This window comes from Pseudoalteromonas sp. S554 (assembly GCF_005930865.1).
GTDB lineage: Bacteria > Pseudomonadota > Gammaproteobacteria > Enterobacterales > Alteromonadaceae > Pseudoalteromonas > Pseudoalteromonas marina.
The window spans coordinates 1-24921 of sequence record NZ_PNDV01000055.1; the positions used below are offsets into that span (position 1 = coordinate 1).

Genomic DNA, 24921 nt, shown 5'->3' on the forward strand with positions numbered 1-24921 from the left:
GATCTCGCCTGAATAAGGTAACTGTTTATGGATAAAACACTTTGACCCATTAAGCAGGTAGACCTGAAACCAATAACGAATAAGCCGAGCGCTAATATTGTACTTCTACTTAATGCTTCAGAGTTTTCCTGCTCAGCAAGTTGTGCGAGCTTTAACTTAAATATTCTTTTGTGCTTGGACATAAAAAGACCCCCAGTAATTGGATTGTCCAACTATTGGGGGTCACTTCAGTAAGCGTGGCTTTTTATTTACTAAGTCACTAAATTTACTTTAGTGCTTTCTCAACAACTGGGTAATGATCCCATACTTGTTTATCACTTAGTGAGCGCACTAGCTTAACGTATTCAGCATGAGTCCATGCCAGTGGGGTTGCTGAATTAGTACCTTCGCCTAGTTCATAACCCGCTTTGTTGACACCTACACCATCCCATACTTGCTCAGGCAGCATCATGCCTTCATTCGCAAATTGTTCTAAACCTTTTACGTAACTATTTCTAATATCAGCCTGCTTAGCATCATTCAATGTTTTGGTAGCGTTGGCTGCCGCTATTTCGTAATGGCCACGTTCACCGGTGAAAAATGGCCATACACGACCACGTTGGCCTGGTGTGTTAGCGCCACCTTCTGCGTAATTTGTGCCTATTACTTCATCTTCGCCGTAACCGTCGTTACCGTAACGGCGGTAGCCTGCAAATGTGCCGGTCCCATCTTCAAAACTAAAGCTATATTTAACTTGTAGGTTATCTTCAAGCGTTTCGTCATCGTACTCAGGCAGTGTTTTAACAATACTTTCGTCGTTAGCACCGCGAACGCCATAGCGTACTAGCTCTAAAAAACCACCATCTAAAATTTGCTTTTTATTAAACCCTTCACGGCCATTATTGGCGTTAATTTTAGTGTTTGAATTGGCGTCAGTGTCCTGACCAATGCGAATAAAATATTCACCATCGGTACTTTCGCCTTTTAAATTACCCTCTGTAGTAAACATTTGCGATTCTATTTCGCTGTTATACTTTTTAGCCGTTTCTAAATAACGCTTAGCATTTTTATCATCACCGCTAAGTGTTGCTATGTCGCTTGCTGTTATTAGGCCTGCAACAATTGCGGCAGTAGTAGAAGGAGAATATCCTTCTTGCTCTTCCCAACGCTCCTGCTGTGTTGCCGGTGGAGTGATCTGCGTGTCGTTCCATAAAATTTTAGCAAGGCCTCCATCAACTAAAAAGTCAGCTGCAGGTTTTAACATTTTGCCGTACCAAGTTTTTAGCTCTTTATCGCTTAACACATCCGCTTGGTGAAGTTTCCAAGCAAGCATAATAGGCATGGCTGTTTGGTCAAGCTGTACACCCACCCATTCAAGTTCACCATCAACATGTGTTTTTTGTAAAAACCAGCCAGTATCACCATTGTTACCCGGTGTACTGCTGTTAACTTGTACTTTTTCAAGGTATTCGAACGCTGTTTTAGCTGTAGCGGTATCGCCTAGCGCCATAAAAGCCATAGCTACTTGATAAAAATCGCGTACCCATACCGCTTTATAACCCGTAGAGCCCTCTTTAGCAGATACGGTTTCGCCCCATGGGTTTGACAGTGACGCAATAAGCGCACCCGCGTGTGTTTTATCTTCTTGCGCTTTTAAAACCATAGCACTGGTGTATAAAAGCTTGCCGTTATCGGCAGTTTGTTCAGTCATTGTATTTAGTGGTTTAAGGCTTTGTAGGTAATCTTGCCAACCTAGCGCATCGCCTTTACCGTTGTAATGATCGAGTACGGCTTGGTAGCCCTTAGCCAAACTTTGTTCGCCTTGCTGAATACTTTGCTGCTGCGTTTTGCCAAAGCTTAACGCTAAATCAAATGTGGTGTTGTTACTAATATCACCGAGTTCTGCAAGCATGTTTACATTACCTGAAACTTCACCGGTATTTGTATACTGATTATTAATTGCTTGCGTTGTTTTAAGTGCATTAATACCATCACTTTCACCTGTAAATCCTACTGTTTTAGCTTTAAAAGGTGAACTTGATTGTAATGTTAAATAGTTATCGCCTTCCCATGCGACAAGTCCTTGATCTGTTGTTTTAGCAAAGTCACCTAACCCGTTATTGTTAATGTACGGGTTAACGTTAACGTAGGCTTTTAGACCCTCTAATTGAGTATTAAACACACTTCGTACAAATAATGTTTGTGTATCTGGGTCGGTAAATATGTGCTTTTCTAAGCTAAAGCGGCCTTGCTTATCGGTACTTGTTACCTTATAAGCAAGCGAAAGCGGTCTGCCTTGCTCATCTTTGTATAAGTAATCAATGCTTACGTCTAAGTCATCCGCTTCGGTAACGGTAAAATCATTACCTGTTACTATAAATTGCATGTCTTTTATTTGCGCTTGGTGAATAAGCCCAAACATGGTTTCGGTGATCACTCCTTGAGCAATAGAAAACCATACTTTAGACACATTGCCTGTTGCGGCTGTATCGCTGTACTGCCCGTTTTTATATTCTTCAAACGATGTGCCAATACCTGTTTTGCCTGCATACGCCCAAAATGGCTCTACCCCTGGGGCGCCTGGTGCCGATGTGACTTTTGCTGAAGTACTTTCATTAGTTGTGCTTGTGTTTTGTGCGCCACAAGCTGTTAAACCTAAGGCTAAAAGTGAGGCGGTTATAAGGTTGTATTTTTTCATTGTGTGTCCTTAATTAGAATTTTTAACGCGCATTACGGCTACAGCGGCAACCACAAATGAGGCTGCACCAATTAATAAGGCGTAAATAGGCTGGTTAGAAAATACATGGCGTAAAATAAGCCCTAAAATGCTAGCGGCGAGTAACTGCGGTATTACAATAAAGAAGTTAAAAATGCCCATATAAACGCCCATTTTATTACTTGGTAAGGCGTTACTTAACATGGCATAAGGCAGCGATAAAATAGACGCCCACGCAAACCCTACGCCTATCATAGGTATAAGTAACATTTTAGGGTCTTGTATAAACATAAAGCTTGCAAGGCCTAACGCGCCTAGCAATAAATTAAAACAATGTGCGCCTTTTAAACCCATTTTCTTTACTAAAAACGGAATACACATAGCTGCAATTGCGGCAAAGCCATTGTAGGCTGCAAATAAAATACCCACCCAGTCTGCGCCATCGTTAAATGCTTTAGAAGTTGCATCGCTACTGCCATAGTGAAAACTTGTTACAGCGGAAGTGGTATAAATCCACATAGCAAATAAAGTAAACCAGCTAAAAAACTGTACCCATGCAAGTTGCTTCATGGCCTCTGGCATCGTAAAAACATCTTGTACTACTTGGTAAAAGCCACCTTGTGTTTTGTTGGCGCTTTTAAGCGCGGCTGCAATCCACTGAACAATACCAAATGCCAATAATCCACCGGCTAATAGGTAAAGCTCTTTTTCAAGCGATAAACCCATAACTAATGCAAGGGTTGCTAAACCTAACACCACAAAAATAATAGCACCTTTATTAAAGTTAATATCAGCAATAATTGCAGTCGTAGATTTTGCTGTTTGCTGTTCAAATTCAGCAAGTTGTTCTGGGCTATATTCCTTCGTGCGTGCCACAGTCCATAAAACAGCAACTAATAAAACTACTCCACCCCAGTAAAATGAATATTTAACAGATTCAGGAATTTGCCCTGGAGCTGCGGTATTACTGACATCAAACCAGTTGGTCATCATCCATGGTAGCGCCGAGGCTAACACCGCTCCAATACCAATAAAAAAGCTTTGTAAACCGTAACCTGTCGCGCGTTGTTTCTCTGGCAGGTTATCACCAACAAGCGCTCTAAACGGTTCCATTGTCACGTTGATTGAGGCATCCATGATCCATAACATACCCGCAGCAATCCAAAGTGTTGGCGAGTGCGGCATAATAAACAACGAAAGTGTTGTTAACACAGCGCCCACAAAGAAAAACGGACGACGACGGCCAAAGCGCCCCCACGTTTTATCGCTCCAGTAACCTATAATAGGCTGAACGATTAAGCCTGTAAGCGGAGCTGCAACCCATAAAATAGGAATATCATCAACTTGTGCGCCTAATGTTTGAAATATTCGGCTTACATTGCCGTTTTGCAGAGCAAAACCAAACTGTATGCCTAAAAAGCCAAAGCACATGTTCCATATTTGCCAAAAACTTAAATTTGGCTTATCGGTATTATTATTTTGATTATTCATTATTAGCCTTATTTATTAATACTGCGCTGCTAAATGCATCAAGTGTCAGGTTAAATTTGGTGCCTTGTGAGTGTGTTTTAAGTTCCACTTGGTGTTGCTCAAGTAAATCAACAATTAGTGAGCTTTCTCCCAGTTTTGTTACTTGCTCCTGAGATAAATCAACGGAGATACTCTGTGTTTGCTCACTGAAGTTACTTAGTACCAAAATTGTTTGCTGCCCTAGCGTTCGGCTAAACCCAACAATACGATCGCTACCTGTAAGGTTAAGCTTTTGCATATCGCCGCCTACAACAGCAGGTAAGCTATTTAAAGCCATAATTGCTTTATAGTACTCACGCAAAGCAGCTTGTTCGTTAGTGAGTTTTGCGCCATCAAACTTACCGTTATTCATCCATGCTTGATGAGCGGGAACGCCTATGTAATCGAAAATACTGGTGCGAGTAGGCGATCCAAAGCCGGCATTTTCAGATCCATCCTCACCAACATCTTGGCCAAAGTATAATAAGCTTGGTGCTCGACTAATTAAGTTAGAAACCACCATGGCGGGTTTACCCCAAACTGCATTTCCTGCAAAGTCTGGGCTAGCGATACGTTGCTCGTCGTGATTTTCTAAAAAGTGCAACATGTGTTGCTCTATGTCTGCAACAGTTTTATGCGCATCAAAAATAGTGTTTGCTGACTGCTTGCTTTGCATAATGGCCTTTAACGTATCGTAAAAGCCCACTTTGTCGTAAAGAAAATCCATTTTTCCTTGATGAATATAGGCGCGATACATTTTTGGGTTGTAAACTTCAGCCAGTAAAAAGGCATCTGGCTTTTGCATTTTTATTGATGAATTCAAAAAACTCCAAAATTCGACAGGTACCATCTCAGCCATATCATACCTAAAGCCATCAACCCCTTTGTCGAGCCAAAACAATGCAATATCTCTAAATTTATACCAGCTATTAGGAAGCTCTTTATCTTGCCAAAACGCATAATGAACACGGTAATCTTTCGTTTCTATGTTTTTTGGTAGTGTTGGAAAGTCGTAACTGCCGTCTGGTTTAACACCGTAATTCACTTTTACGGTTTCGTACCAATCGTTTATGTCAGGTTTTGGCGCTCGTGCACCATTACCGGTCCATTTTGCTGGGTTTTCATCAAAAAAGCCGTCCGCAAGTGGATGAGCATTGCCACCTAGGACTTGGTAATTAACATCTGTAGGTACTTGAAAAGACTTTCCTGGTACATAGTAAAAATTATTATTTTTATCGTACACTTTACTTGTGTCATCTTGCTCACCAAAGTCTTTAACACCTTTAGGTTTACCTAGCGATTCATAATTACGTGCCACATGGTTAGGCACTATATCAATAATGACTTTCATGCCATGGCTATGTGTACGTTCAATAAGCTGGGTAAACTCTCCCATGCGGTTTGTTACATTAACAGCTAAATCGGGGTTAACATCGTAGTAATCTTTAATCGCGTACGGTGAGCCTGCGCGACCTTTTATTACATCAGGGTCATCTTTTGAAATACCGTAGTCGGTATAATCGCCCACTAACGCGTGGTGTAACACACCGGTATACCAAACGTGCGTGGTACCTAGCTCTTTAATGCCTTTTAGGGCTGCGTCGTTAAAGTCGGCAAATTTACCTACACCGTTTTGCTCTTTAGTGCCCCATGGCACATTAGCTGTCTCGGTATTACCAAACAAACGGGTAAAAACTTGATACACAACTGGCTTGGTAAGCTCATTTTGCGTATGTGCAGGTGTTTGCTGTTGTTCAGGTTTATTATTTTCTGAACACCCTGTAGCAATAAGTGCACTACACAGCACTGCGGGTATATAAACTGATTTTTTCATTGTGTGTCTTTTTTGTCAGTATTGTTATTAACTTTATACTAAAGATTACTGCAGCAACCATACAGTTGCTGCATACGTATTCAGGTCACTATTGTGGCTTATTGATAACTAATACAGTTGCGCTCATAGCTGGTAATTGAACAGTTTTGCCAAGCTTTTGTGTTTTTTGAGTAAATAAATTAAATGCTGTTATGCTGCTAGGCATTACCTCTTGCATATACTCAATATTTTTTTGTAGTGCCTCTGTGTTTTTATTCATAAATACCAACACAGTTTGCTCATCGCCAATACGTGCATAACTATAAACCCCTTGTTGAGGCGTAAAGTGTACAAGTTTACCTTTATCTAGTGCTGAGCTGTTTTTTCTAAAGTTAAGCAGCGTACTGATGGTGTTATGCATCTCTTTTTGCTGTTTTGTTAAGCCCTCTTTGGTAAAGGCGTTACGTGTTTGCCCATCAAACCCTCCAGGAAAGTCAATTCTAATATCGCCATGGTCTTTACTTGGGGTGTTATCTAATAGTACTTCCGTACCGTAATACATTTGCGGTATGCCACGTGTGGTTAAAAACAAGGTCATCGCCATTTTTGTTTTGGCTACATCTTGACCTAGCTCAGTGTAAACACGGCTCATATCATGGTTATCGGCAAACACCATAATGTTATTTGTATCAGGGTATAAAAAGTCATTAGCTAACGATTCATATACTTTAACCCAACCCGTGTTCCAGCTTTCATCTTCATTTAGCGCTTGAATTACCGACTCTTGCAACGAAAAGTCCATCACGCTTGGTAAGCTTGATGTATACCCATCTTGATTATGCTTGCCACGTTGCCAGTAAGAAGCAATAGCAGGGTTAGACGTCCACTCTTCTCCAACAATATTAAAGTCTGGATACTCTTGCATTATGGCTTTTGTCCAATCACTCAAAAATGCTTTATCTGAGTAAGAGTAGGTATCAACGCGTATGCCGCTTAAATCGGCGTATTCTATCCACCAAATCGCATTTTGAATTAAGTATTCACTTAACAGTGGTTGGCGCTGATTTAAATCAGGCATGGTTTCGACAAACCAGCCATCGTTAAACTGGCGTTTATCGTACTCACTGGCGTGTGGGTCTTGTATGGTTTGGCGCGCATGGCTGGTGGCATTCTTGCCTTTATTAAACTCACCATTAAAGTTAATCCAATCTTTAGTTGGCTTATCTTTAACCCAAGTATGCTCAGAGCCAAAATGGTTAAGAACCATATCCATTACAAGGCCTATACCCTGCTCTTTTGCTTTTACAGATAACGTTTTGTATAACTGGTTTGAGCCCATTCGTGGGTCAACCTTATAAAAGTCTGTAATTGCATATCCATGATAAGAATAATTAGGCATGTTGTTTTCAAGCACAGGCGTTAGCCAAAGCTGTGTTACGCCTAAGTCATTTAAATAGGGAAGCGCGTTTATAACGCCTTGAATATCACCACCGTGGCGCCCACCTTTTATACTCGGGCTTGCTGCTTCTAACATGCTAGGGACGGTATCGTTTTCTTTATCACCATTAGCAAATCGATCGGGGTTAATTAAATAAAGCGTATCAGCTGATGTAAACCCTTTACGCTGAGCGCTGTTTTTATCTCGTTCAAGAAGTGGAAACTCAAAGTTATTGCTCGTTTCGCTGCTATTAAACTTAAGCGTTCCGGCTTTAGCGGCGTCGGTAATGGTAATATTTAAAAATACATAATTTGGATTATCGGTACGGGTTACTTTATTTAACTTAACGCCGTTGTATTTAGCTAATTTAATTTGCTCGTTTGCAATGTTTTGCTCATCAACCATGATGGTAATCGTGTTTTTGTTCATGCCAACCCACCAATTAGCTGGCTCAACGTCAAGTGCGTAGCTAATGGTTGGTAAAGTACAGGCACTTACAAGTAAAAGCTTTTTTAAAAGTTGCATCATCAGGCCTTTTTAATTTTTGCTAAAAAATCTTTATGAGTGGGTAATTGATCTACCGTTGAGGTAATAAGCGTTTTTAGTGTTGAGAATAAATCGTTTAGTTGTTCACTACTGAGTGAGTCAACGATGTTGTTATAATCCTCGGGAATAAGACCTTGTCCAATACACACCTGCTGCCAAGCCACTTCTGCAAATAGCTCGTCGTTTTCGCGCACTACCTTGCCTGTTTGCCTAAATAAATCTATTTTATGAGCTAGCGATTGAGGTATATCCATTTGCTTACATTGGCGCCAAAATGGCGAGTCTTCTCGTTCGGTTAATTTGTAATGCAAAATAATGAAGTCGCGAATATGTTCTATTTCAGTAACACTTTGCTTATTAAATTCAGTAACAAGCGCATCACTAATGCCATTATGAGGAAATAACTTAATTAAACGTATAACCGCACTTTGAATTAAATGAATACTGGTAGACTCAAGCGGCTCTAAGAACCCACTTGAAAGCCCCACTGCTACCACATTTTTATGCCATTGCTTTAAGCGTCGCCCAGTTTTAAATTTTATTAAGCGAGGATCTGTTGTAGGTTCACCCGGTAAGTTATTAAGTAAAAGTGCAGTCGCGCCCTCGTCAGATAAATATCGACTGCAGTAAACAAGCCCGTTTCCTGTTCTATTTTGCAACGGTATTTGCCACTGCCAGCCTGCGTTATGTGCAATAGAACGCGTATAAGGCCTTAATTCGTCACTTCCTGTTGATTGCACTGCTACGGCGCTATCGCATGGTAAATAATGCGACCAATCAACAAACCCTGTATTAAGCGTTTGCTCAATTAAAAGTGCACGTTGCCCCGTACAATCTATAAATAAATCCCCCTCTATTTGGCTATTATTATCAAGCGTTAGACTGTTAATTTGGCCTGTATTTGGGCACTGAGTAACACGCTCTATTTTTGCATCGATGTGTTTTACACCGCGTGATAATGCCAGTTTTTTAAGGTACTCAGCATATAAGGTCGCATCAAAATGAAAAGCGTAACTTATCCCAGGTAGCTGTGTATTAGGAATAGCGCTTAGTGGTGCAAACTTGTGCTTTTTAGCTGCTTGGTAATTAAGTGAAAAATCCCATAAAGAATCCTCACTACCACTAATTTGCCCTTTTACCCAAAAGTTATAAAAGTCACAAAACGGAAAGTCTTTACCAAACGAGCCAAACGCATGCATGTAACTATGTGATGGTGTTTTCCAGTTTTCGAACTCAATGCCAAGCTTTATAGAGGCATTAGTAGCATTTATAAAGTCTTGTTCATTAATACCTAACGCATTGTTGAGCTGAATAATAGGCGGAATGGTCGCTTCACCAACGCCAATAGTACCAATACTGCTGGATTCTATAAGGGTGATGTTAATTACTTTACCTAACACTTTATTAAGTAGCGCTGCGGCTATCCAACCAGCGGTCCCACCACCCGCAATAACAACGTTTTTTATTGGTTTCATAGTATTGCCCACTTCTACAAGCCAAAGCTTTGTTAAGTTTGATAAAATTTAGATAAAGTAGCTATAAAAAAGCCCTTGTAAAATAAATTACAAGGGCTTCTACACACAACGTTTATTATAGCTTGTAACTAAAGCCCAATAAGAACGTACGACCATAATCTTGGTAGTCACGTACTTGCAGCGCGTTATCGCCACTTAAAGTGGTAAACGGTTCTTCAGTAATATTTTGTACTTGGAAGGTTACATTTAAGCCATCTAAGCTATCAACACCTGCTTCGCCAAAATCAAAGCCCAATTGTGCATCCCAAATTGTTTCACCTTTAATGTCAACTTGAGTTGCAGCAAGACCTAATCCATTTACATTACCTTTAAAGTCACTACGTTTACGCATGCTGGTACGTGCTTGGAAACCATTACGCTCGTAGTAAACAGTCAAGCTATCTATTTGGTCAGATAAGCCAACAAGTTCATATTCATTCCCATTTTGATCTTCAACGTCTTGCTCAATGCCTGTATGGCTTGCAATTAAACCAAAGCCATCAAGTGAAGAATGAAATACGTTAAACGGTAGCGCAAGAGAAAGCTCGTAACCCCATAGGTCACCGCCGCCGCCATTTACTTTACCATTACCAGTACCTGAAGAAGTTGCTGGTATTTCACCCGTTGCAGGATTAGCTACGCCAGACATATCGACTGCGTAAGTACCATCAAATATCCACTGGTTGATATCTTTATAGAAAACCGCTGCAGAGAAGTAACCTTCTGCATTAAAGTAATTTTCGTAGCTGATATCAAAGCCTGTCGCTTCTTTTGGCTCTAGTTTAGGGTTACCACCTGAAATACTCCAAAAGTTACCATTATCATCTGGTTGTTGCCCGTATGATGCATTGATTGACGCATTCATATCGTTTAATAATGCGCGCGAAATAGTTTTAGCCGCACCAAAACGTAACGTTTGTTCTTCGTCGATTGCAAACGACAAGTTAATGCTTGGTAAAACGTGGCTGTAGTCGTGACTTACGTCTGTTGGTGTAACAACTACAAGACCGTCTACTGTGTTAGCAGCTGAACCTTGTGAAGACTGTTCAGTTTTAACATAGCGAACGCCCACATTACCTGTTACCGGAATTGATCCAATTTCTGCGTTAATATCAGCTTGAACAAAGAAGGCTGTTACTTTTTCTTGGACTGTCCACGACTGTGTTTTATGTTTTTGGTCTGTAAGGCTCTCTTGAAGTAAATCATAGTAACCATCGTTTATTAGGGCACGAGTATCGTAGGCAATCATATCGCCCATACCAATGAAGTCTAAGCTAGCTGAACCTAAACGGTACTGCTCTGGAACCGAAACCATACCTGGGTTAGATAGAGAAAAATCTTTAAGTGTTAAAAAATAACCTTCAGATAACTTTGATTTTTCACGGTCACGATAAGACATACCAAATTTAACAGCATTAACGTATTCGTTGTCTAGAATTTTAGTTGCAGCAAGTTTTAACGTGGTTAGTTCATCATTCACTTCTGGCGCATTGATGAAACCATCTTGTGCTGTATTTTGAAATGGTGTGTCAGTTAAACCATATTTGTCATTAAGGGCTTTACTTCCACCCCACGATAACGGGCCACCTAATTGAATTAGGTTATAGTCACTGTAATCTAGCTCATGAGAAAATTGTGCACCTGTATTACCACCATCAAGCATATAACCAATGTTGTCAGCAACACCATTAGCATCACCTCGACCTGTGCCTGAATAACTTTCAATGCTCCATAGCTGACGTTCAACCTCAGAGCGGCTAATATCAAACTCTGTGCTCCAACTGTCGTTAATATCGTATTTTGCATTAAAACCAAACTGCGTTAATTCGGCTTTTCGTTCTTGATGATCGTTACGAACAACAACACGCTGACCTTCAGTCACAGCACTTGTGATAAATCCAGTTTCAGCATCAACTGTTGTTGAATCTGAGCTAATTGAACCTTGACCCCATGCAAATGGAATTTCGATACCGCGCAAAATTTGTTCATCTGAAAAGTCGATATAAAGCGCATCAAACGTCATATTTAATTTATCAGTTGGTGCAGCTTCTAATACAAGCATTGCTGAATCACGCTCAAGCGTTGAAGAACGTACGTATGGTTTAGCACCACCTAATATAGAATATGATTGACCATCTTCAGTAGTAAACTCTGGGTAACCCCATGAGTTCCAACGCTTTTCTTGGTTTGGTGAACTCATTGTGTTTAGAGCAAACGCAACACCAATGGTGTCATCTGCAAATTGGTCAATGTATGAAACCGTACCACGGTAACCTTGATCATCACCGTCTGGATTAAGCTTACCAAAACCAGTTTGCTCAAGTTGACCATTAAACATGATTACACGTTCACCTTTACTTAAAGGTTTAACGGTTTGCATGTCGATAACACCGGCGATGCCTTCAGCTTCGATACTCGCACTTGGTGTTTTATAAACAGTTACGCCGCTCATTATTTCAGATGGGTAAAGGTCGAACTCAACGCCACGGTTATCACCAATTGATACTTGCTCACGACCATTAAATGTAGTGGCACTTTCGTTTTCGCTAAAGCCACGAACACTCACTCGGCTTGCACGACCGTCTAGGCGCTGTGCTGTTAAGCCAGGTAAACGAGCGATAGACTCAGCAATCGACGAATCAGGTAACTTACCGATATCTTCTGCAGAGATAGACTCAACGACTTCTGGTGAAAAACGTTTAGTGTTGATTGATTCTACAATACTGCCACGAAAACCTTTAACTTCGATAACTTCTACGTCATCATTTTTTAATTGTTTTTCTTCCGCTGCAGTTGCTGCAAAACTAGTAATGCCAGCAGCAGCTAACGCCAGAGTTAATATACTTGGTTTGAACATAGACATGATGTTTTCCCGTTACCCATATTGTGATACCCGCTCAATTGTTTAGTGATAGTAAACCGAGGCGAGCTTATTTTGTTGTCAGGATGGATATTAACGCTTGGTTTATTTTATTAACAAGTTTATGCATACGTATTCAAGCCTTATAAAACAAACATAAATTAACATAAACTTCACACAAAACTTAGTAACACATTGTTTTAAATGATATTTATTGGTGCAACCAATTTTATCCGAATATTACAATTATGCAAAATAGCCTAATGATTTAAACCTGCTTTAACAGCTTGTAATTATTAAGAAATAAATTAGATCTATACACCATTGGCTAAATTTAACTAATAAATATCAATGTGAAATTGGTAAGACCATTACATGCAATCACTATCATAGTGCAATCCAGCAAAAATATGCACTTGCGAGGTGCTATGCCGTGTTACTTTTTAATTACATGCAATTGGTAAACAGATTCAATTTAATGGCAACGCTTCCTAAAAACTAAATAGACGCTTTTTGAAGTCACACAAACATGCTTATTTTTGTGCATACGTATGCAGTCTTTTTACAGTATCTCGGCCTTCACGTATGCTTTTTGCAAATAACGTGATTTACCATAATCACATATAAGAATTTAAAAAACTGTTTGGAATGACGGAGAAAAGCATGGCCCAAAAGCAGTGGTATAAAGGTGCGGTTATTTATCAAGTTTACCCGCGTAGCTTTCAAGATAGCAACAACGACGGTATTGGTGATTTAAGAGGAATAATTAATCGTATTGATTATATTAAGAGCTTAGGTGTTGATGCTATTTGGATTTCGCCATTTTTTAAATCTCCAATGAAAGATTTTGGTTACGATATTAGTGACTACCGTGATATTGACCCTTTATTTGGCAATTTAAACGACTTCGACGAGCTTATTGAACAAGCACACGACCGCGATATTAAAATTATTATCGACCAGGTGTTAAGCCACACGTCAGATCAACATCAATGGTTTTTAGACAGCCGTGAAAATCAAAGTAACGACAAAGCCGATTGGTATGTATGGGCTGACTCTAAAGAAGACGGCACTGCACCAAATAACTGGTTATCAATTTTTGGCGGCGGTGCATGGCAATGGGAACCACGCAGAGGGCAATACTACCTTCATAACTTTTTAACTGAACAACCCGATTTAAATTTTCATAACCCAGATGTTAGAAAAGCAGTGCTAGATAACGTTGAATTTTGGCTTAAAAAAGGCGTTGATGGTTTTAGACTCGATGCAATTAACTTTTGTTATCATGATGCGCAGCTTCGTGATAACCCTGCAAAACCAAAAGAAAAACGCCAAGGCCGTGGTTTCAGTGAAGACAACCCTTACGCATTTCAATACCACTACTACAATAATACCCAACCTGAAAATATTGAGTTTATGCAAGATATTCGTGCGTTACTTAATAAATACCCAGGCACTGTATCACTAGGTGAAATTTCGTCAGAAGACTCTTTAGCCACTATGGCAGAGTACACACAAGGCGGTGATAAGCTGCATATGGGTTATAGCTTTGAGCTTTTGACTAACGATTATTCAAGTGAGTATATAAGAACAACCGTGCAAACCCTTGAAAGAGGAATGACAGAAGGTTGGCCTTGTTGGGCGTTTAGCAACCACGACGTTGAACGTGTAGCAAGCCGTTGGAGTCAAAATGGCGAAGTTAATTCACAGCAATGTAAAATGCTCACCGCCCTACTCGCATCCTTGCGCGGTAGCGTATGTATGTACCAGGGTGAAGAATTAGGCCTAGGGGAAGCAAACGTAGCCTTTGAGGATTTACAAGATCCGTATGGAATAACCTTTTGGCCAAACTTTAAAGGCCGTGATGGCTGTAGAACGCCGATGCCATGGGATAATGCCGATTTACACCATGCAGGCTTTAGTGGCACTAAGCCATGGCTTCCTGTAGACGAGCAGCATAAGCAGCAATCTGTAAAACAGCAAACACATGATCATGATTCTATTTTAAATGCTTATCGTGAATTTATGGCGTGGCGAAAAACAAAAACCGTGCTACTTGAAGGCGATATTGAATTTATTAACACACATGAGCCTGTACTTGCTTTTTACAGAACATTCGAAAATGAAAAAATGTTGTGTGTTTTTAATTTAAGTAGCGCTGAAGCATCGCTATCGATGCCAACTGAAGTATTAACAGAGTTTAGTGAGCTTAGCCACCATAAAGGCCATGTAACGAACGATGAATTACTATTAGCGCCGTTTGCATGCTATTACGCACAGTGCTAATTGATGCTAACCGCTAATTAGTTACAAAAAAGCCCATGTAATAACATGGGCTTTTTTTGTAGGTAAATTTAATGGTTATGGGTTTTACTATTGAGGTAATCGGTAAATGCAAACAACACTCCAGACATCACAAAAGTAACGTGGATTATTACTTTCCATAATAGCTCGTCGTTTGAATGCGCCTCTGAATTTATAAACACTTTTAATAGTTCAACAGCCGATATTGCAACGATTGCGCTGATAAGCTTCATTTTCAGCCCTGAAAACCCCACTTTACCCATCCAAGATGGCTTATCTTCATGATTATCTATACCTAGTTTAGAAACAAAGTTTTCGTATCCACTAAATATAATAATTAACAATAAGCCTGCAAGTAACGCTGTATCAACCAGCGTCAATATGCCTACTAGTAAATCTTGGCTTGATGCGGTAAAAGTAGCGATCCCCATTAAATAAAGTTGTTTAAAAAACTTTATTAATAACAAAATAACTGCAAACAAAAGGCCAACAAAAAAAGGCGCTAACAACCAACGTCCTTTAAAAATAAACGACTCCAATGCATGCTCTATTTTATTGGTTGATTGAATGTTTTTTTTGGGTGTAACGGGAGTGTTAGGTGTCATTTATTATTCTATGAATTAAAAAAAAGGCGACAGTAACGTATTAATTAAGGTTATACAAATAATTATAAAAAAACGGCTCATAAATAAACTTATCTTTACGATAAATATATTTCGTTATCTTTTATTTAAAATTCGATTAAATTCAGCATACCAACAGAAGCGTTCTGCTTGGACATGTTTGTTTAATAGCGACAATCACCGCTATAAAACCATTTTTTAGGAATAAACGAATGAAAAAAGCATTACTTGCATCACTTACAGCGTCACTATTTGCAGTATATGCAACATACTCAGTAGCAGACGACACACCAGTAGCATCAGCACAAATGGTAAAAGAGTACACTGAGATGTGTGTTAACTGGGCTAAAGACGACGATGTAATGAATGAAGACCTTTACGCGTATGTTTTAAATTGCGTAAATGATGAGCTTGAATCAGAAGGCTATCAAAAAGTAACTTCTGTAAAAATCTAACCCTGACTCAAAGGTATGCTTTAAGCCTGCCTTTGAGGCTAGCTATGCTTAGCTAATTGAACAGCCAAAAAGCCGTTGCGAGCACAATTACTAAGCATAAAAAAACCGGAATAGACACATGCTGTGCATTCCGGTTTTTTGTAACTATAAGGTGTTAAAAACGCGCTTTAGTTACTTTTCATCTTTTTTTGCTTTTGCTTTAGGTTTTGCTTTAGCAGGGGCTTTTTTAGCAGCAGCTTTCTTTTTAGGTGCAGCTTTTTTCTTAGCTTCTTCTACCCACTTACCTGCTTCATAATGAGCAGTCCAACCAGTTGCTTTGCCGTCTATCTCAGTCATAACATACTGCGCTTTGTTTTTACGACTGTAGCGCACAACAGCAAGATTACCATCTGGGTCTTGACCTGGTGCGTCCGCTAAATAGTAGAATTTAGGGGATATACGATCTCTAAATCGTTTTAACTCTTCAACCTTAGGGGCTCGAGTTTCACGCGATTTAGGGAATGTATTTGCAGCTAAAAAAATACCTGCAGCACCATCACGTAATACAAAATAGGCTTCTGATTTTTCACATTCTAATTCAGGAATATGAACTGGATCTTCTTTAGGCGGAGCAGCTTCACCATTCTTTAGTAACTTACGTGTATTTTTACACTCTTCGTTATTACAGCCAAAGTACTTACCAAAACGTCCAGATTTAAGTTCCATGTCTGAGCCGCATTTATCACACTCAATAATTGGACCGTCATAACCTTTAATCTTAAACGTGCCTTGCTCAACAATATGCCCTTTACACGCAGGGTTGTTACCACATACATGTAACTTGCGGGTCTCATCGATTAAATACGAATCCATCGCTGTTTCACAAACGGGACAGCGCTTCATTTGCATTAATTTTTCTGTTTCTTCATCTTCAACATCAGCGGCAACCGCTTCATCGCCCGACACTAAATTCATAGTAGTAGTACAACGTTCTTTAGGTGGTAAGTTATAACCTGTACACCCTAAGAAAACACCCGTTGATGCCGTGCGGATACCCATTTTACGGCTACAGGTAGGGCACTCTATATCAGTTTCAACCATTTCATTAAGACGCATACCACCTTGTTCTGGTTCGTCTTTTGCAATGGTTAATTGTGTTGAAAAATCAGCGTAAAACTTATCCAGTACTTGCGTCCATACACGCTCACCTTCTGCTATATCATCTAAACGGCCTTCCATTTTTGCTGTGAAATCAAAGTTCATTAAATCGGTAAAGTTTTCAACCAGACGATCGGTTACAATTTCACCCATTTTTTCAGCAAAGAAACGACGGTTTTCTACCCGCACATAGCCACGGTCTTGTATTGTAGAAATGATAGAAGCATAAGTAGATGGACGACCTATTCCTCGTTTTTCTAACTCTTTTACCAAACTTGCCTCACTAAAGCGCGCAGGTGGCTTAGTGAAGTGCTGTTTAGGATCAAGTTCAACAAGTGTTAGTGTTTCGCCCACTGCAACAGCTGGGAGTGATTGATCTTCTTCGTTCTTCTTACGAACAGCTGGTTGCACTTTGGTCCAACCATCAAAACGAAGCACACGCCCTTTTGCCTTAAGCTGAAAATCGTTAGCCGCAACAGTTAAGGTTGTTAAATCGTACTCTGCAGGTACCATTTGGCACGCTACAAATTGACGCCATATTAATTCGTAAAGCTTTTTAGCATCGGCATCTACACCTTCAAGGTGTCCAGACAGCACAGTAACGCTAGAAGGACGAATCGCTTCGTGTGCCTCCTGTGCATTACCTTTAGAACTGTAGTTAATTGGTTCTTTTGGCAGATATTTTGAGCCAAATTGCTCTGTAACGTATTCACGACACATCTCAACAGCATCTTTCGATAAGTTTGTTGAATCAGTACGCATATAAGTAATATAACCACCTTCGTACAATCGCTGCGCTAGCATCATGGTCTTTTTAACACCATAACCTAAACGTGTACTGGCAGCTTGCTGCATTGTTGATGTGATTAAAGGTGCACTTGGGCGACTTTTACTCGGTTTTTCTTCAACATTAACAACTTTATATTCTGCACTCTCAAGGCTTTTTACCGCCTCTTTGATCTGTGCTTCATTTACAGGTTTAAATGGCTTGTCTGCTTGTTTAGTGACTTCTAAACGTAAGTCAGACTCGCTATTTTTAACATCTGCATGAATATCCCAGAACTCTTCTGGAATAAACGCTTTTATTTCACGCTCACGCTCTACGAGTAATCTTACTGCAACTGACTGTACTCGCCCTGCAGATAAACCACGCGCTACTTTTGCCCACAGAAGCGGCGATACCATAAAGCCCACAACACGGTCTAAAAAGCGACGAGTTTGCTGAGCAAATACCATGTCAGTATTTAGCTCACCCGGTGTTTCAAACGCTTGCTGAATGGCATTTTTAGTAATTTCGTTAAAAACAACGCGTTTGTATTTTTCTGGTTCACCACCGATTATTTCTTGAAGGTGCCAAGCAATTGCTTCCCCTTCTCTATCCAAATCCGTTGCGAGGTATATTTGGTCTGCTTTTTCGGCCAGCTTTTGTAATTCTTGAACAACCTTTTCTTTACCCGGTAGGATTTCGTAATGAGGCTGCCAGCCTTTTTCAGGATCAATCCCCATACGTGCAACCAAGTTTGTGTAATCTCGTTGCTGTTTATAAGCTGCTTTCTCATCCGGTGGCATTTTACGCACTTCTGCTGGCGTTTTAGTTGCCGGCACTTTTGCTTTGCTCGAACCTGAGGTAGGTAAGTCTCGTACATGTCCAATACTGGACTTTACGATAAAGTCATTACCTAAGTATTTATTAATTGTTTTAGCCTTAGCAGGTGACTCTACAATTACTAGCGATTTGCCCATAGTTGCCTATTTCTAACCAAATATTGAAAATGTGTTTACCGCATTAGCGGTGCGAATATTTATAGGTATATCTACAAACACTAGTTGTTACAAGCTTTTAATACAAACTTTTCAGTATTTACTGAATAAACGAACAATTTTTGTTGCTAATTTAGACAAACTGGTGTTTTTAGAATAATTGCTGTGGAATATATAGAACACAAAGAAAAATGCCAACCTAAAGGTTGGCATTTTTTACGATAACTTAAACATCATCGAAAATTGTGATGCCTGTCGAGACCGTTTTACTGGCCCCTAGTTGGTTTTCAAATTCAAAAGTAATACTTAAAACCCCACTTGTTTGGTCGTTACCATCAGTCTCTCGTGAAATTAATACATCTGAGTACATCGGTTTATCTGTGTTGGTATTAGGTATTGTTTCACTGTGACTAATAATTGACAGATCGCCATTGCTCGTTGTTAAAGACACTACCGTGTTTGCAGGTAATGGATTACCAAATTCATCTGTGTAGTGAATACGAACAGCCATTGATGTTAAACCAATGTCCACGGTAAGTGTTTCAGGGTCTGTTTCATCAGGGTCATTAGGATCGAAATCTGGGTTAGCGATTTCAACATTGTTGACAGAAAGGTCTATTGCAGCAACATCACAACGTTCAGTTACATCGGACTCTTCTAACTCTACAAAAGTTCTGTTACCAGATACTGAGCTTGAACAATCCGCAGGAACAAATACTTCAAATGGTGCTGGTAATGCATCCGTTTTAACCACAGAGAAACGCACATATGGTTCATCGCCTGACATAACTAGCTCTATGTTTTTACGAACCTCAACCAACTCTCGTGAACATTCGCCTGCAGCATTTGCAGCTTCGCTACATAATAAACCATTGTATAGGCCGTCAGCCGCATCGTAGATACCGTCGTTGTCTAAGTCACGCCACGTTTCGTTATGGCCACCACGTGAGTTTAACTCTGAACACGCATCTGATACAGGGTCGTAATCATCGCCGCGTGCATCACTACAATCCGCTTTATCAAAGCTGTTATTTTCGTTGTGATCAATAAAGGCTTCAGGTAAATCGTAGCTAGCGTAGTACTCGCCAATATCAAATAAACCATTCGTACGCTTTATATCATCAGTTGATTGCTCATCAACAAAATTCTCTTGACCTTTAGTAACTGCAAGCACACTTACGCGCCCGCCCATTACTACGCCATTTTCGTCATTTTTAGCGCGGGTAATACCATTAATACACGGTGCAGCTGCGCCAAAGTAAGGGTCACAGTTAATTTGGCCTGTTTTAGGATTGATACCCTCAGTTGTAGACGCATTACCGTCGATATCGCCTATTCTGTTGCCCCATTTGTAATCTTCAAATGGGCGGTCACCTTGAGAGCGCCATGTAACAACACAGGTTGCATCGGTTGTTTTACATGTTTCTTCGTTGCTTGAAGAACCAACCACACCGGCTTCTGAAAGCACTGTGGCTTCAACACCGTCACCGTTGTAATTATTAAACTGGTCACCAAAAAATACAGTTAAATCGGTTATGATACCGTTGTAGTAAAGCGAGTTAGTGTTAAATGTTGTTGGGCTTAAATCAAAGCTGTTTTGGTCAGTTACACCCGAGGCAAGTGTAAGCTGAGCAGAAACAGAACTAATTTGCTCAGAAAGTGGGATCAGGTTTAATGTACCCTCTGGGCAAATTTCATTGCTAGGATCAGTTTGGCACAATTGGAAGTCATCAACCCAACACGTTAAATCATCACCCTCTGGAAGTGCTTTAACATCGTCTTTAGACACATAACACGCTTTCACAACTAAAGGCCCAGGCACAATACCTGACGTTACTGTCGTTTGTACCAAACCTTCGTTATCTGTGTTGCCACTGGTAAGCGTTAAATTTGCAGCGCCTACCGAATCTGTTAGTTTAAAGTCTATTCGTTGCTGAGAAGACGCTATATTGTCAGCATCTAAAAGTTTAAAAGTAACGATTGATTGAGTTGGAAGGCCACCTTCGCCTGGTGGAAGCGCAATAAATGTTTCGCTTACATCCACAAATTGAATAGACTGTACTGCAGAACTTTCCACGGGTATAACCGTTGATTCAGTAAAGTTTTGTCCGCCTGTTTCAACAGTAATAGTTACATCATCGTCAATGTTACACCCTGTTGCTCTGTAAGTTGCTGTTGCAATACCATTTGACGATTTTACGCTGTCATCAATGACTGACTCACCAGCAATCGCACAGGTAGAGCTAAATTCAACGTCAGTAGCCGTTAAGTATAAATTACCATCTTCGTCTGTAAGCGTTACTTCAATTACAGTACTACCACCTGCTTTAAGTGGTATTACACTACCGTCATCATTGGTGTTCAAGCCGTTATCAACGCTAAGCGTTAAATTTGCAATACCCACTGCAAAGTTTAAAGATGCACTTTCATCGAGAGCCGTTGCTGTAACGGTTCCTGCGCCACCAGTATTGCCCGGTTGCAGCTTCAATAATGCAATACCAAAGTTATCAGTTAAAGCAGTGCCCGATGAAGGTAAAATTGTACCTAAATTAGTTTCAATATTTACGAGTGCGTTTTTACTGCCTTCGCCACTTTGTTCATTAGTGACTTCTACAAATAGCTCACCCAATTCAGAAGATGAAATACTGTTGGTCACAGTACAACCAGATGCTGCAGATAAAGGGTCTAATTTAACATTGCTTCGGTTATCATCCCAATCAGCATTACAGCCTGTTAGTAGTTTAATAGATACCGAAAATTGCGCTTCATCTTGCGCTGCACCATCACCCGATGAGTAAAAGACAGCCGTGTTGCTAACGCTCGTACCACTTGCTGGAGCGTAACTTGCTACAACTTGGCCAGCACCCGTTGCAACACCACTGCCCAATGTGACGCGAGCTTCGCCTGAATCATCAGTAATTGCCGTGCCAAGCTCTGGCGTTATAACGCCCGTAAAATTGGTATTAAAAGAAATGAGTTTATCCGCAACAGCAACACCATCTGATTTAAGTGTAGCAACAACAACACCAACGTTATCCGCAGTTACAGGGTTAGCACTGTTAAATTTATCACCATTTTGGTCAACAATTTGGACTTCTAAAGTTGTTGAGCCACTCACACCCGTGTCGTCACCTTGGCCACCTGTTGATTGAAATGCAAACGTGGCTGTATACGTTTCATCATCGCCATTGTAGGTGGCAGTAACTTCACCAGCGCCTGCCTCAGAGCCTGCACTTAACTCGATTGTTGCTATGCCATCGTTTTGTGTCAGGGCTGAATCAGGGTTTAAAACCCCTATATCGTCAGCCAACGTAAAGGTAATGCGTTTACCAGCAACAACAGCGCCATCATTGTCTTTTAGGGTTGCACGTAAATCTAATGCCGCAGTATTCGTCACGCTATTTGATTTAGTTGCGTCTGCTTGAGAGTACCCTTGTAGCGTTAACGTGTAAGTTGTTGTATCTGTGTCCGTATCAGTGTCACCAACTGTACCGCTTTTTTCAATTGATCCACCGCCACCACAGGCTGTGAGTAATAAACTGAGCAATAAAATGCCGAGTAGTCGCATTAAAGGCATGAACCTCTCCCTAGCGTTGTTATTATTAACAATATGTTGTTTACCTCATATTAACCTATAACTTAGTCTAAAATCACAGTTTTTTATTACTTTTTTGTACAAAAATATTTCGTGTAAATACTAATTTTTTCTGTAGTAAATAATTTCTTACTGGTAGTCTATGGCAAATTTATAAAAAGTAGATTCGGTGTATGTCAAAAATCGGTACGTTAAGTTTAACTACTCGCATCATGATTGGTATGGTGCTTGGTGTTACAGTTGGTTTTATATTTCAAGCAATCTTAGCTGGTCAAGACGATTATCTAATCCCTCTTGGATTATTCTCTTTGCCAATTAAAGCCTTTTTTGTTGACGGCATTTTTCATGTGGGTGGGCAAATTTTTATTGCCAGCCTAAAAATGCTCGTTGTTCCTCTTGTTTTTGTGTCCTTGGTATGTGGTACCTGCAGCTTAAGTGACCCTAAAAAATTAGGCCGATTAGGTGGAAAATCGATTGGCTTGTATTTGATTACAACTGCAATCGCTATAACGGTTGCTATGACTCTTGCCTTATTATTTAACCCAGGTGAAGGCATTGGCTTGCCATCTCAAGCAAGTTACGATGCGAAGGAAGCTCCGACCCTCGCTCGTGTTATTATTGATATGTTTCCAACCAACCCGTTTGAAGCAATGGCAAAAGGCAACATGTTACAAGTGATTGTATTTGCATTACTATTTGGTATTGCTATGGCTTTAAGTGGCTCAGCAGGTAAACGTGTTGCAGCCGTTTTTGAAGATTTAAACACCGTTATCTTAAAGTTAGTAACGTTACTAATGAACATTGCCCCTTACGGTGTGTTCTTTTTAATGGCCAAACTATTTACTACGATTGAACTTAATTTGATTGTAAGCTTAGCTAAATACTTTGGTGTTGTTGTATTAGCGCTATTGTTTCATGCCTTTGTAAACTACACCTTATTATTAAAGCTCTTAACCGGCTTAAACCCTGCCACTTTCTTAGCAAAAATGAAACACACGTGTTTATTTGCCTTTAGTACATCAAGCTCTAGTGCAACCATGCCAATAACACTTGAAACTGCAACTAAAAAGTTAGGTGCTAGTAATTCTGTCGCATCATTTACTATTCCGCTCGGTGCGACTATTAACATGGACGGCACTGCAATCATGCAAGGTGTTGCTACGGTATTTATTGCACAGGTTTTTGCAGTTGATTTAACGGTATCGGATTACTTAATGGTAATATTAACAGCTACGCTTGCGTCTGTAGGAACGGCGGGTGTACCGGGCGTTGGTTTAATTATGCTAGCAATGGTGCTTAACCAAGTTGGTTTACCGGTAGAAGGAATCGCCATAATTATTGGTGTAGACAGACTATTAGATATGACTCGTACTGCTGTAAATGTTACAGGCGACTGTATGGTTACTTGCGCGGTTGCTAAAAGCGAAGGTGAGTTAGATGAAGCTATATTTAACGACCCTAACGCTGCAAAAGATTTAGAGGATTACCATAAGTCGATTGACTAATGGCCATGCAGTTTTAAAGCTATAAAAAAACCCTGATAGTTATCAGGGTTTTTTATGCGTAACACTTTATGCCGTACTTAAGGATTTAGTGATTTAAACTTAGACAGCAAGTTTATGCCTATTTTATTAACGCCACTACTTAATCCAAGCGCAAATTTATCGCTTAGTCCTTTTTTTACTTTGTATTTTATTTTGTATATTTGACGTTCGCTTTGCTGTTCAAGTAATGCATCGTCGCTTGTTTTAATTACGTCAACTAATCCTTTTTCTATTGCTTGCGTTGCAAACCAATGTTCACCCGTTGCAACTTGGTCTATATTTAAACTTGGGCGCTGTGAACTGACAAACGTTTTAAATAAATCATGAGTTTGTTCAATTTCATCTCTAAATTTTTCACGCGCTTTGTCTGTGTTTTCACCAAACAAGGTCAAGGTTCGTTTAAATTCTCCTGCGGTAATTTGTTCAAACTCAACATCATTCTTTTTCAAGATTTTATTAAAATTTGGAATTTGTGCTATCACACCAATTGAGCCAACTATTGCGAAAGGCGCTGCCAATATTTCATCAGCTACACAAGCCATCATGTAACCACCACTCGCTGCTACCTTATCGATTGACACACTCAGTGGTATACCTGCCGATTTAATGCGTTGCAATTGCGATGCAGCAAGCCCATAGCCATGGACTACCCCACCACCACTTTCTAAGCGAATGAGGACTTTATCTTTTTTAGGGTCTGCAATTGAAATAATTGCCGTAATTTCTTCTCTTAAACTTTCAACTTCATGTGCATCCATGCTGCCAATAAAATCAACAACATAAAGGCGAGGTTTTGAGCCTTCTTTATCTGACTTTTTGTCGAGCGCTTTTCGCTCTTTATCGTGCGCTTTAAGTTCTTTTTTACTTAATGTATTTTGTAAAAAATCCTCTTTAAGCTCACTCAACTGAGCCGACACATCATCAATTTGTATTTCACCCTTTTTTGCTTTTGGCTTCACAGCAGCGCCAACAAGCATCATTAAAATAACTCCTATCGCAATAACAAAGGTAACTGTTTTGGCGAAAAACAAACCGTACTCGTATAAAAATTCCAACTGGTTTCTCCGATTTTAAATTTACGCTAATTTATCATGCTTTTAAGCAAAAAAAAGCCACTTTAAAGTGGC

Annotated in this window: 13 protein-coding genes and 1 pseudogene; 3 read left to right on the plus strand and 11 right to left on the minus strand. The window is 40.0% G+C overall.

Features of this window, described 5'->3' with window-relative positions; all coding sequences use genetic code 11:
* The 7 genes and pseudogenes from CWB65_RS19925 to CWB65_RS12945 all read right to left on the minus strand — a co-directional run.
* Positions 1–182 (minus strand): annotated as a pseudogene (locus tag CWB65_RS19925) (hypothetical protein); the annotation flags it as partial.
* A gap of 83 nt (positions 183–265) precedes the next feature.
* Positions 266–2677, minus strand: a complete 2412-nt coding sequence (locus CWB65_RS12920; RefSeq protein ID WP_138740744.1) for a glycoside hydrolase family 15 protein — start codon at positions 2675–2677, stop codon at positions 266–268.
* A gap of 9 nt (positions 2678–2686) precedes the next feature.
* Positions 2687–4186: an MFS transporter gene (locus CWB65_RS12925; RefSeq protein ID WP_138740745.1), complete on the minus strand. Its 1500-nt coding sequence runs from the start codon at positions 4184–4186 to the stop codon at positions 2687–2689.
* The gene (locus tag CWB65_RS12930; RefSeq protein ID WP_138740746.1) at positions 4179–6038 is read right to left on the minus strand and encodes an alpha-amylase family glycosyl hydrolase; all 1860 of its coding nucleotides are present in this window, start codon (positions 6036–6038) and stop codon (positions 4179–4181) included. Before CWB65_RS12930 ends, CWB65_RS12925 begins: the two co-directional genes overlap by 8 nt.
* 88 nt (positions 6039–6126) lie before the next feature.
* Complete coding sequence (locus CWB65_RS12935; RefSeq protein WP_138740747.1) at positions 6127–7983, minus strand: glycoside hydrolase family 13 protein; 1857 nt, start codon at positions 7981–7983, stop codon at positions 6127–6129.
* The gene (locus tag CWB65_RS12940) at positions 7983–9476 is read right to left on the minus strand and encodes a tryptophan halogenase family protein (protein ID WP_138740748.1); all 1494 of its coding nucleotides are present in this window, start codon (positions 9474–9476) and stop codon (positions 7983–7985) included. Before CWB65_RS12940 ends, CWB65_RS12935 begins: the two co-directional genes overlap by 1 nt.
* Before the next feature lie 115 nt (positions 9477–9591).
* Positions 9592–12378, minus strand: coding sequence for a TonB-dependent receptor (locus tag CWB65_RS12945; protein ID WP_006792153.1), 2787 nt, complete (start codon positions 12376–12378; stop codon positions 9592–9594).
* 660 nt (positions 12379–13038) lie between these two features.
* Here CWB65_RS12945 and CWB65_RS12950 point away from each other — a divergent pair.
* Complete coding sequence (locus CWB65_RS12950; protein WP_138740749.1) at positions 13039–14661, plus strand: alpha-glucosidase family protein; 1623 nt, start codon at positions 13039–13041, stop codon at positions 14659–14661.
* Between the two features lie 68 nt (positions 14662–14729).
* On the opposite strand, the gene CWB65_RS12955 is transcribed toward CWB65_RS12950, so the two are convergent.
* Entirely contained in the window at positions 14730–15284 is a 555-nt protein-coding gene (locus tag CWB65_RS12955) for a TIGR00645 family protein (RefSeq protein WP_010557473.1), read from the minus strand.
* Between the two features lie 230 nt (positions 15285–15514).
* Between CWB65_RS12955 and CWB65_RS12960 the strand changes: the two genes are divergently transcribed.
* Positions 15515–15757, plus strand: coding sequence for a hypothetical protein (locus tag CWB65_RS12960; RefSeq protein ID WP_006792156.1), 243 nt, complete (start codon positions 15515–15517; stop codon positions 15755–15757).
* A gap of 171 nt (positions 15758–15928) precedes the next feature.
* Here CWB65_RS12960 and topA read toward each other — a convergent pair whose 3' ends face one another.
* Together topA and CWB65_RS12970 are read right to left on the minus strand one after the other, a co-directional pair.
* Positions 15929–18637, minus strand: coding sequence for a type I DNA topoisomerase (topA, locus tag CWB65_RS12965; protein ID WP_010557475.1), 2709 nt, complete (start codon positions 18635–18637; stop codon positions 15929–15931).
* Positions 18638–18881: 244 nt separating this feature from the next.
* Positions 18882–22232: an autotransporter outer membrane beta-barrel domain-containing protein gene (locus CWB65_RS12970; RefSeq protein WP_008131537.1), complete on the minus strand. Its 3351-nt coding sequence runs from the start codon at positions 22230–22232 to the stop codon at positions 18882–18884.
* A gap of 191 nt (positions 22233–22423) precedes the next feature.
* Here CWB65_RS12970 and CWB65_RS12975 point away from each other — a divergent pair, with 191 nt between their 5' ends.
* Positions 22424–23755 carry a dicarboxylate/amino acid:cation symporter gene (locus CWB65_RS12975; protein WP_008131535.1) on the plus strand — a complete coding sequence of 444 codons (1332 nt, stop codon included), beginning with the start codon at positions 22424–22426 and terminating at the stop codon, positions 23753–23755.
* 77 nt (positions 23756–23832) lie between these two features.
* Here CWB65_RS12975 and sohB read toward each other — a convergent pair whose 3' ends face one another.
* Positions 23833–24849 (minus strand): protease SohB, encoded by a 1017-nt coding sequence (sohB, locus tag CWB65_RS12980; protein ID WP_033019059.1) that lies wholly within the window; start codon positions 24847–24849, stop codon positions 23833–23835.
* Between the last annotated feature and the right edge of the window lie 72 nt (positions 24850–24921).

Bases quoted from the DNA above. Each gene is read 5' to 3' on its own strand.
- CWB65_RS12970 (WP_008131537.1), bottom strand. From the start codon at position 22,232: ATGCCTTTAATGCGACTACTCGGCATTTTATTGCTCAGTTTATTACTC.
- CWB65_RS12920 (WP_138740744.1), bottom strand. From the start codon at position 2,677: ATGAAAAAATACAACCTTATAACCGCCTCACTTTTAGCCTTAGGTTTA.
- CWB65_RS12975 (WP_008131535.1), top strand. From the start codon at position 22,424: ATGTCAAAAATCGGTACGTTAAGTTTAACTACTCGCATCATGATTGGT.
- CWB65_RS12925 (WP_138740745.1), bottom strand. From the start codon at position 4,186: ATGAATAATCAAAATAATAATACCGATAAGCCAAATTTAAGTTTTTGG.
- CWB65_RS12955 (WP_010557473.1), bottom strand. From the start codon at position 15,284: ATGACACCTAACACTCCCGTTACACCCAAAAAAAACATTCAATCAACC.
- CWB65_RS12940 (WP_138740748.1), bottom strand. From the start codon at position 9,476: ATGAAACCAATAAAAAACGTTGTTATTGCGGGTGGTGGGACCGCTGGT.
- CWB65_RS12935 (WP_138740747.1), bottom strand. From the start codon at position 7,983: ATGATGCAACTTTTAAAAAAGCTTTTACTTGTAAGTGCCTGTACTTTA.
- topA (WP_010557475.1), bottom strand. From the start codon at position 18,637: ATGGGCAAATCGCTAGTAATTGTAGAGTCACCTGCTAAGGCTAAAACA.
- CWB65_RS12950 (WP_138740749.1), top strand. From the start codon at position 13,039: ATGGCCCAAAAGCAGTGGTATAAAGGTGCGGTTATTTATCAAGTTTAC.
- CWB65_RS12945 (WP_006792153.1), bottom strand. From the start codon at position 12,378: ATGTCTATGTTCAAACCAAGTATATTAACTCTGGCGTTAGCTGCTGCT.
- CWB65_RS12930 (WP_138740746.1), bottom strand. From the start codon at position 6,038: ATGAAAAAATCAGTTTATATACCCGCAGTGCTGTGTAGTGCACTTATT.
- CWB65_RS12960 (WP_006792156.1), top strand. From the start codon at position 15,515: ATGAAAAAAGCATTACTTGCATCACTTACAGCGTCACTATTTGCAGTA.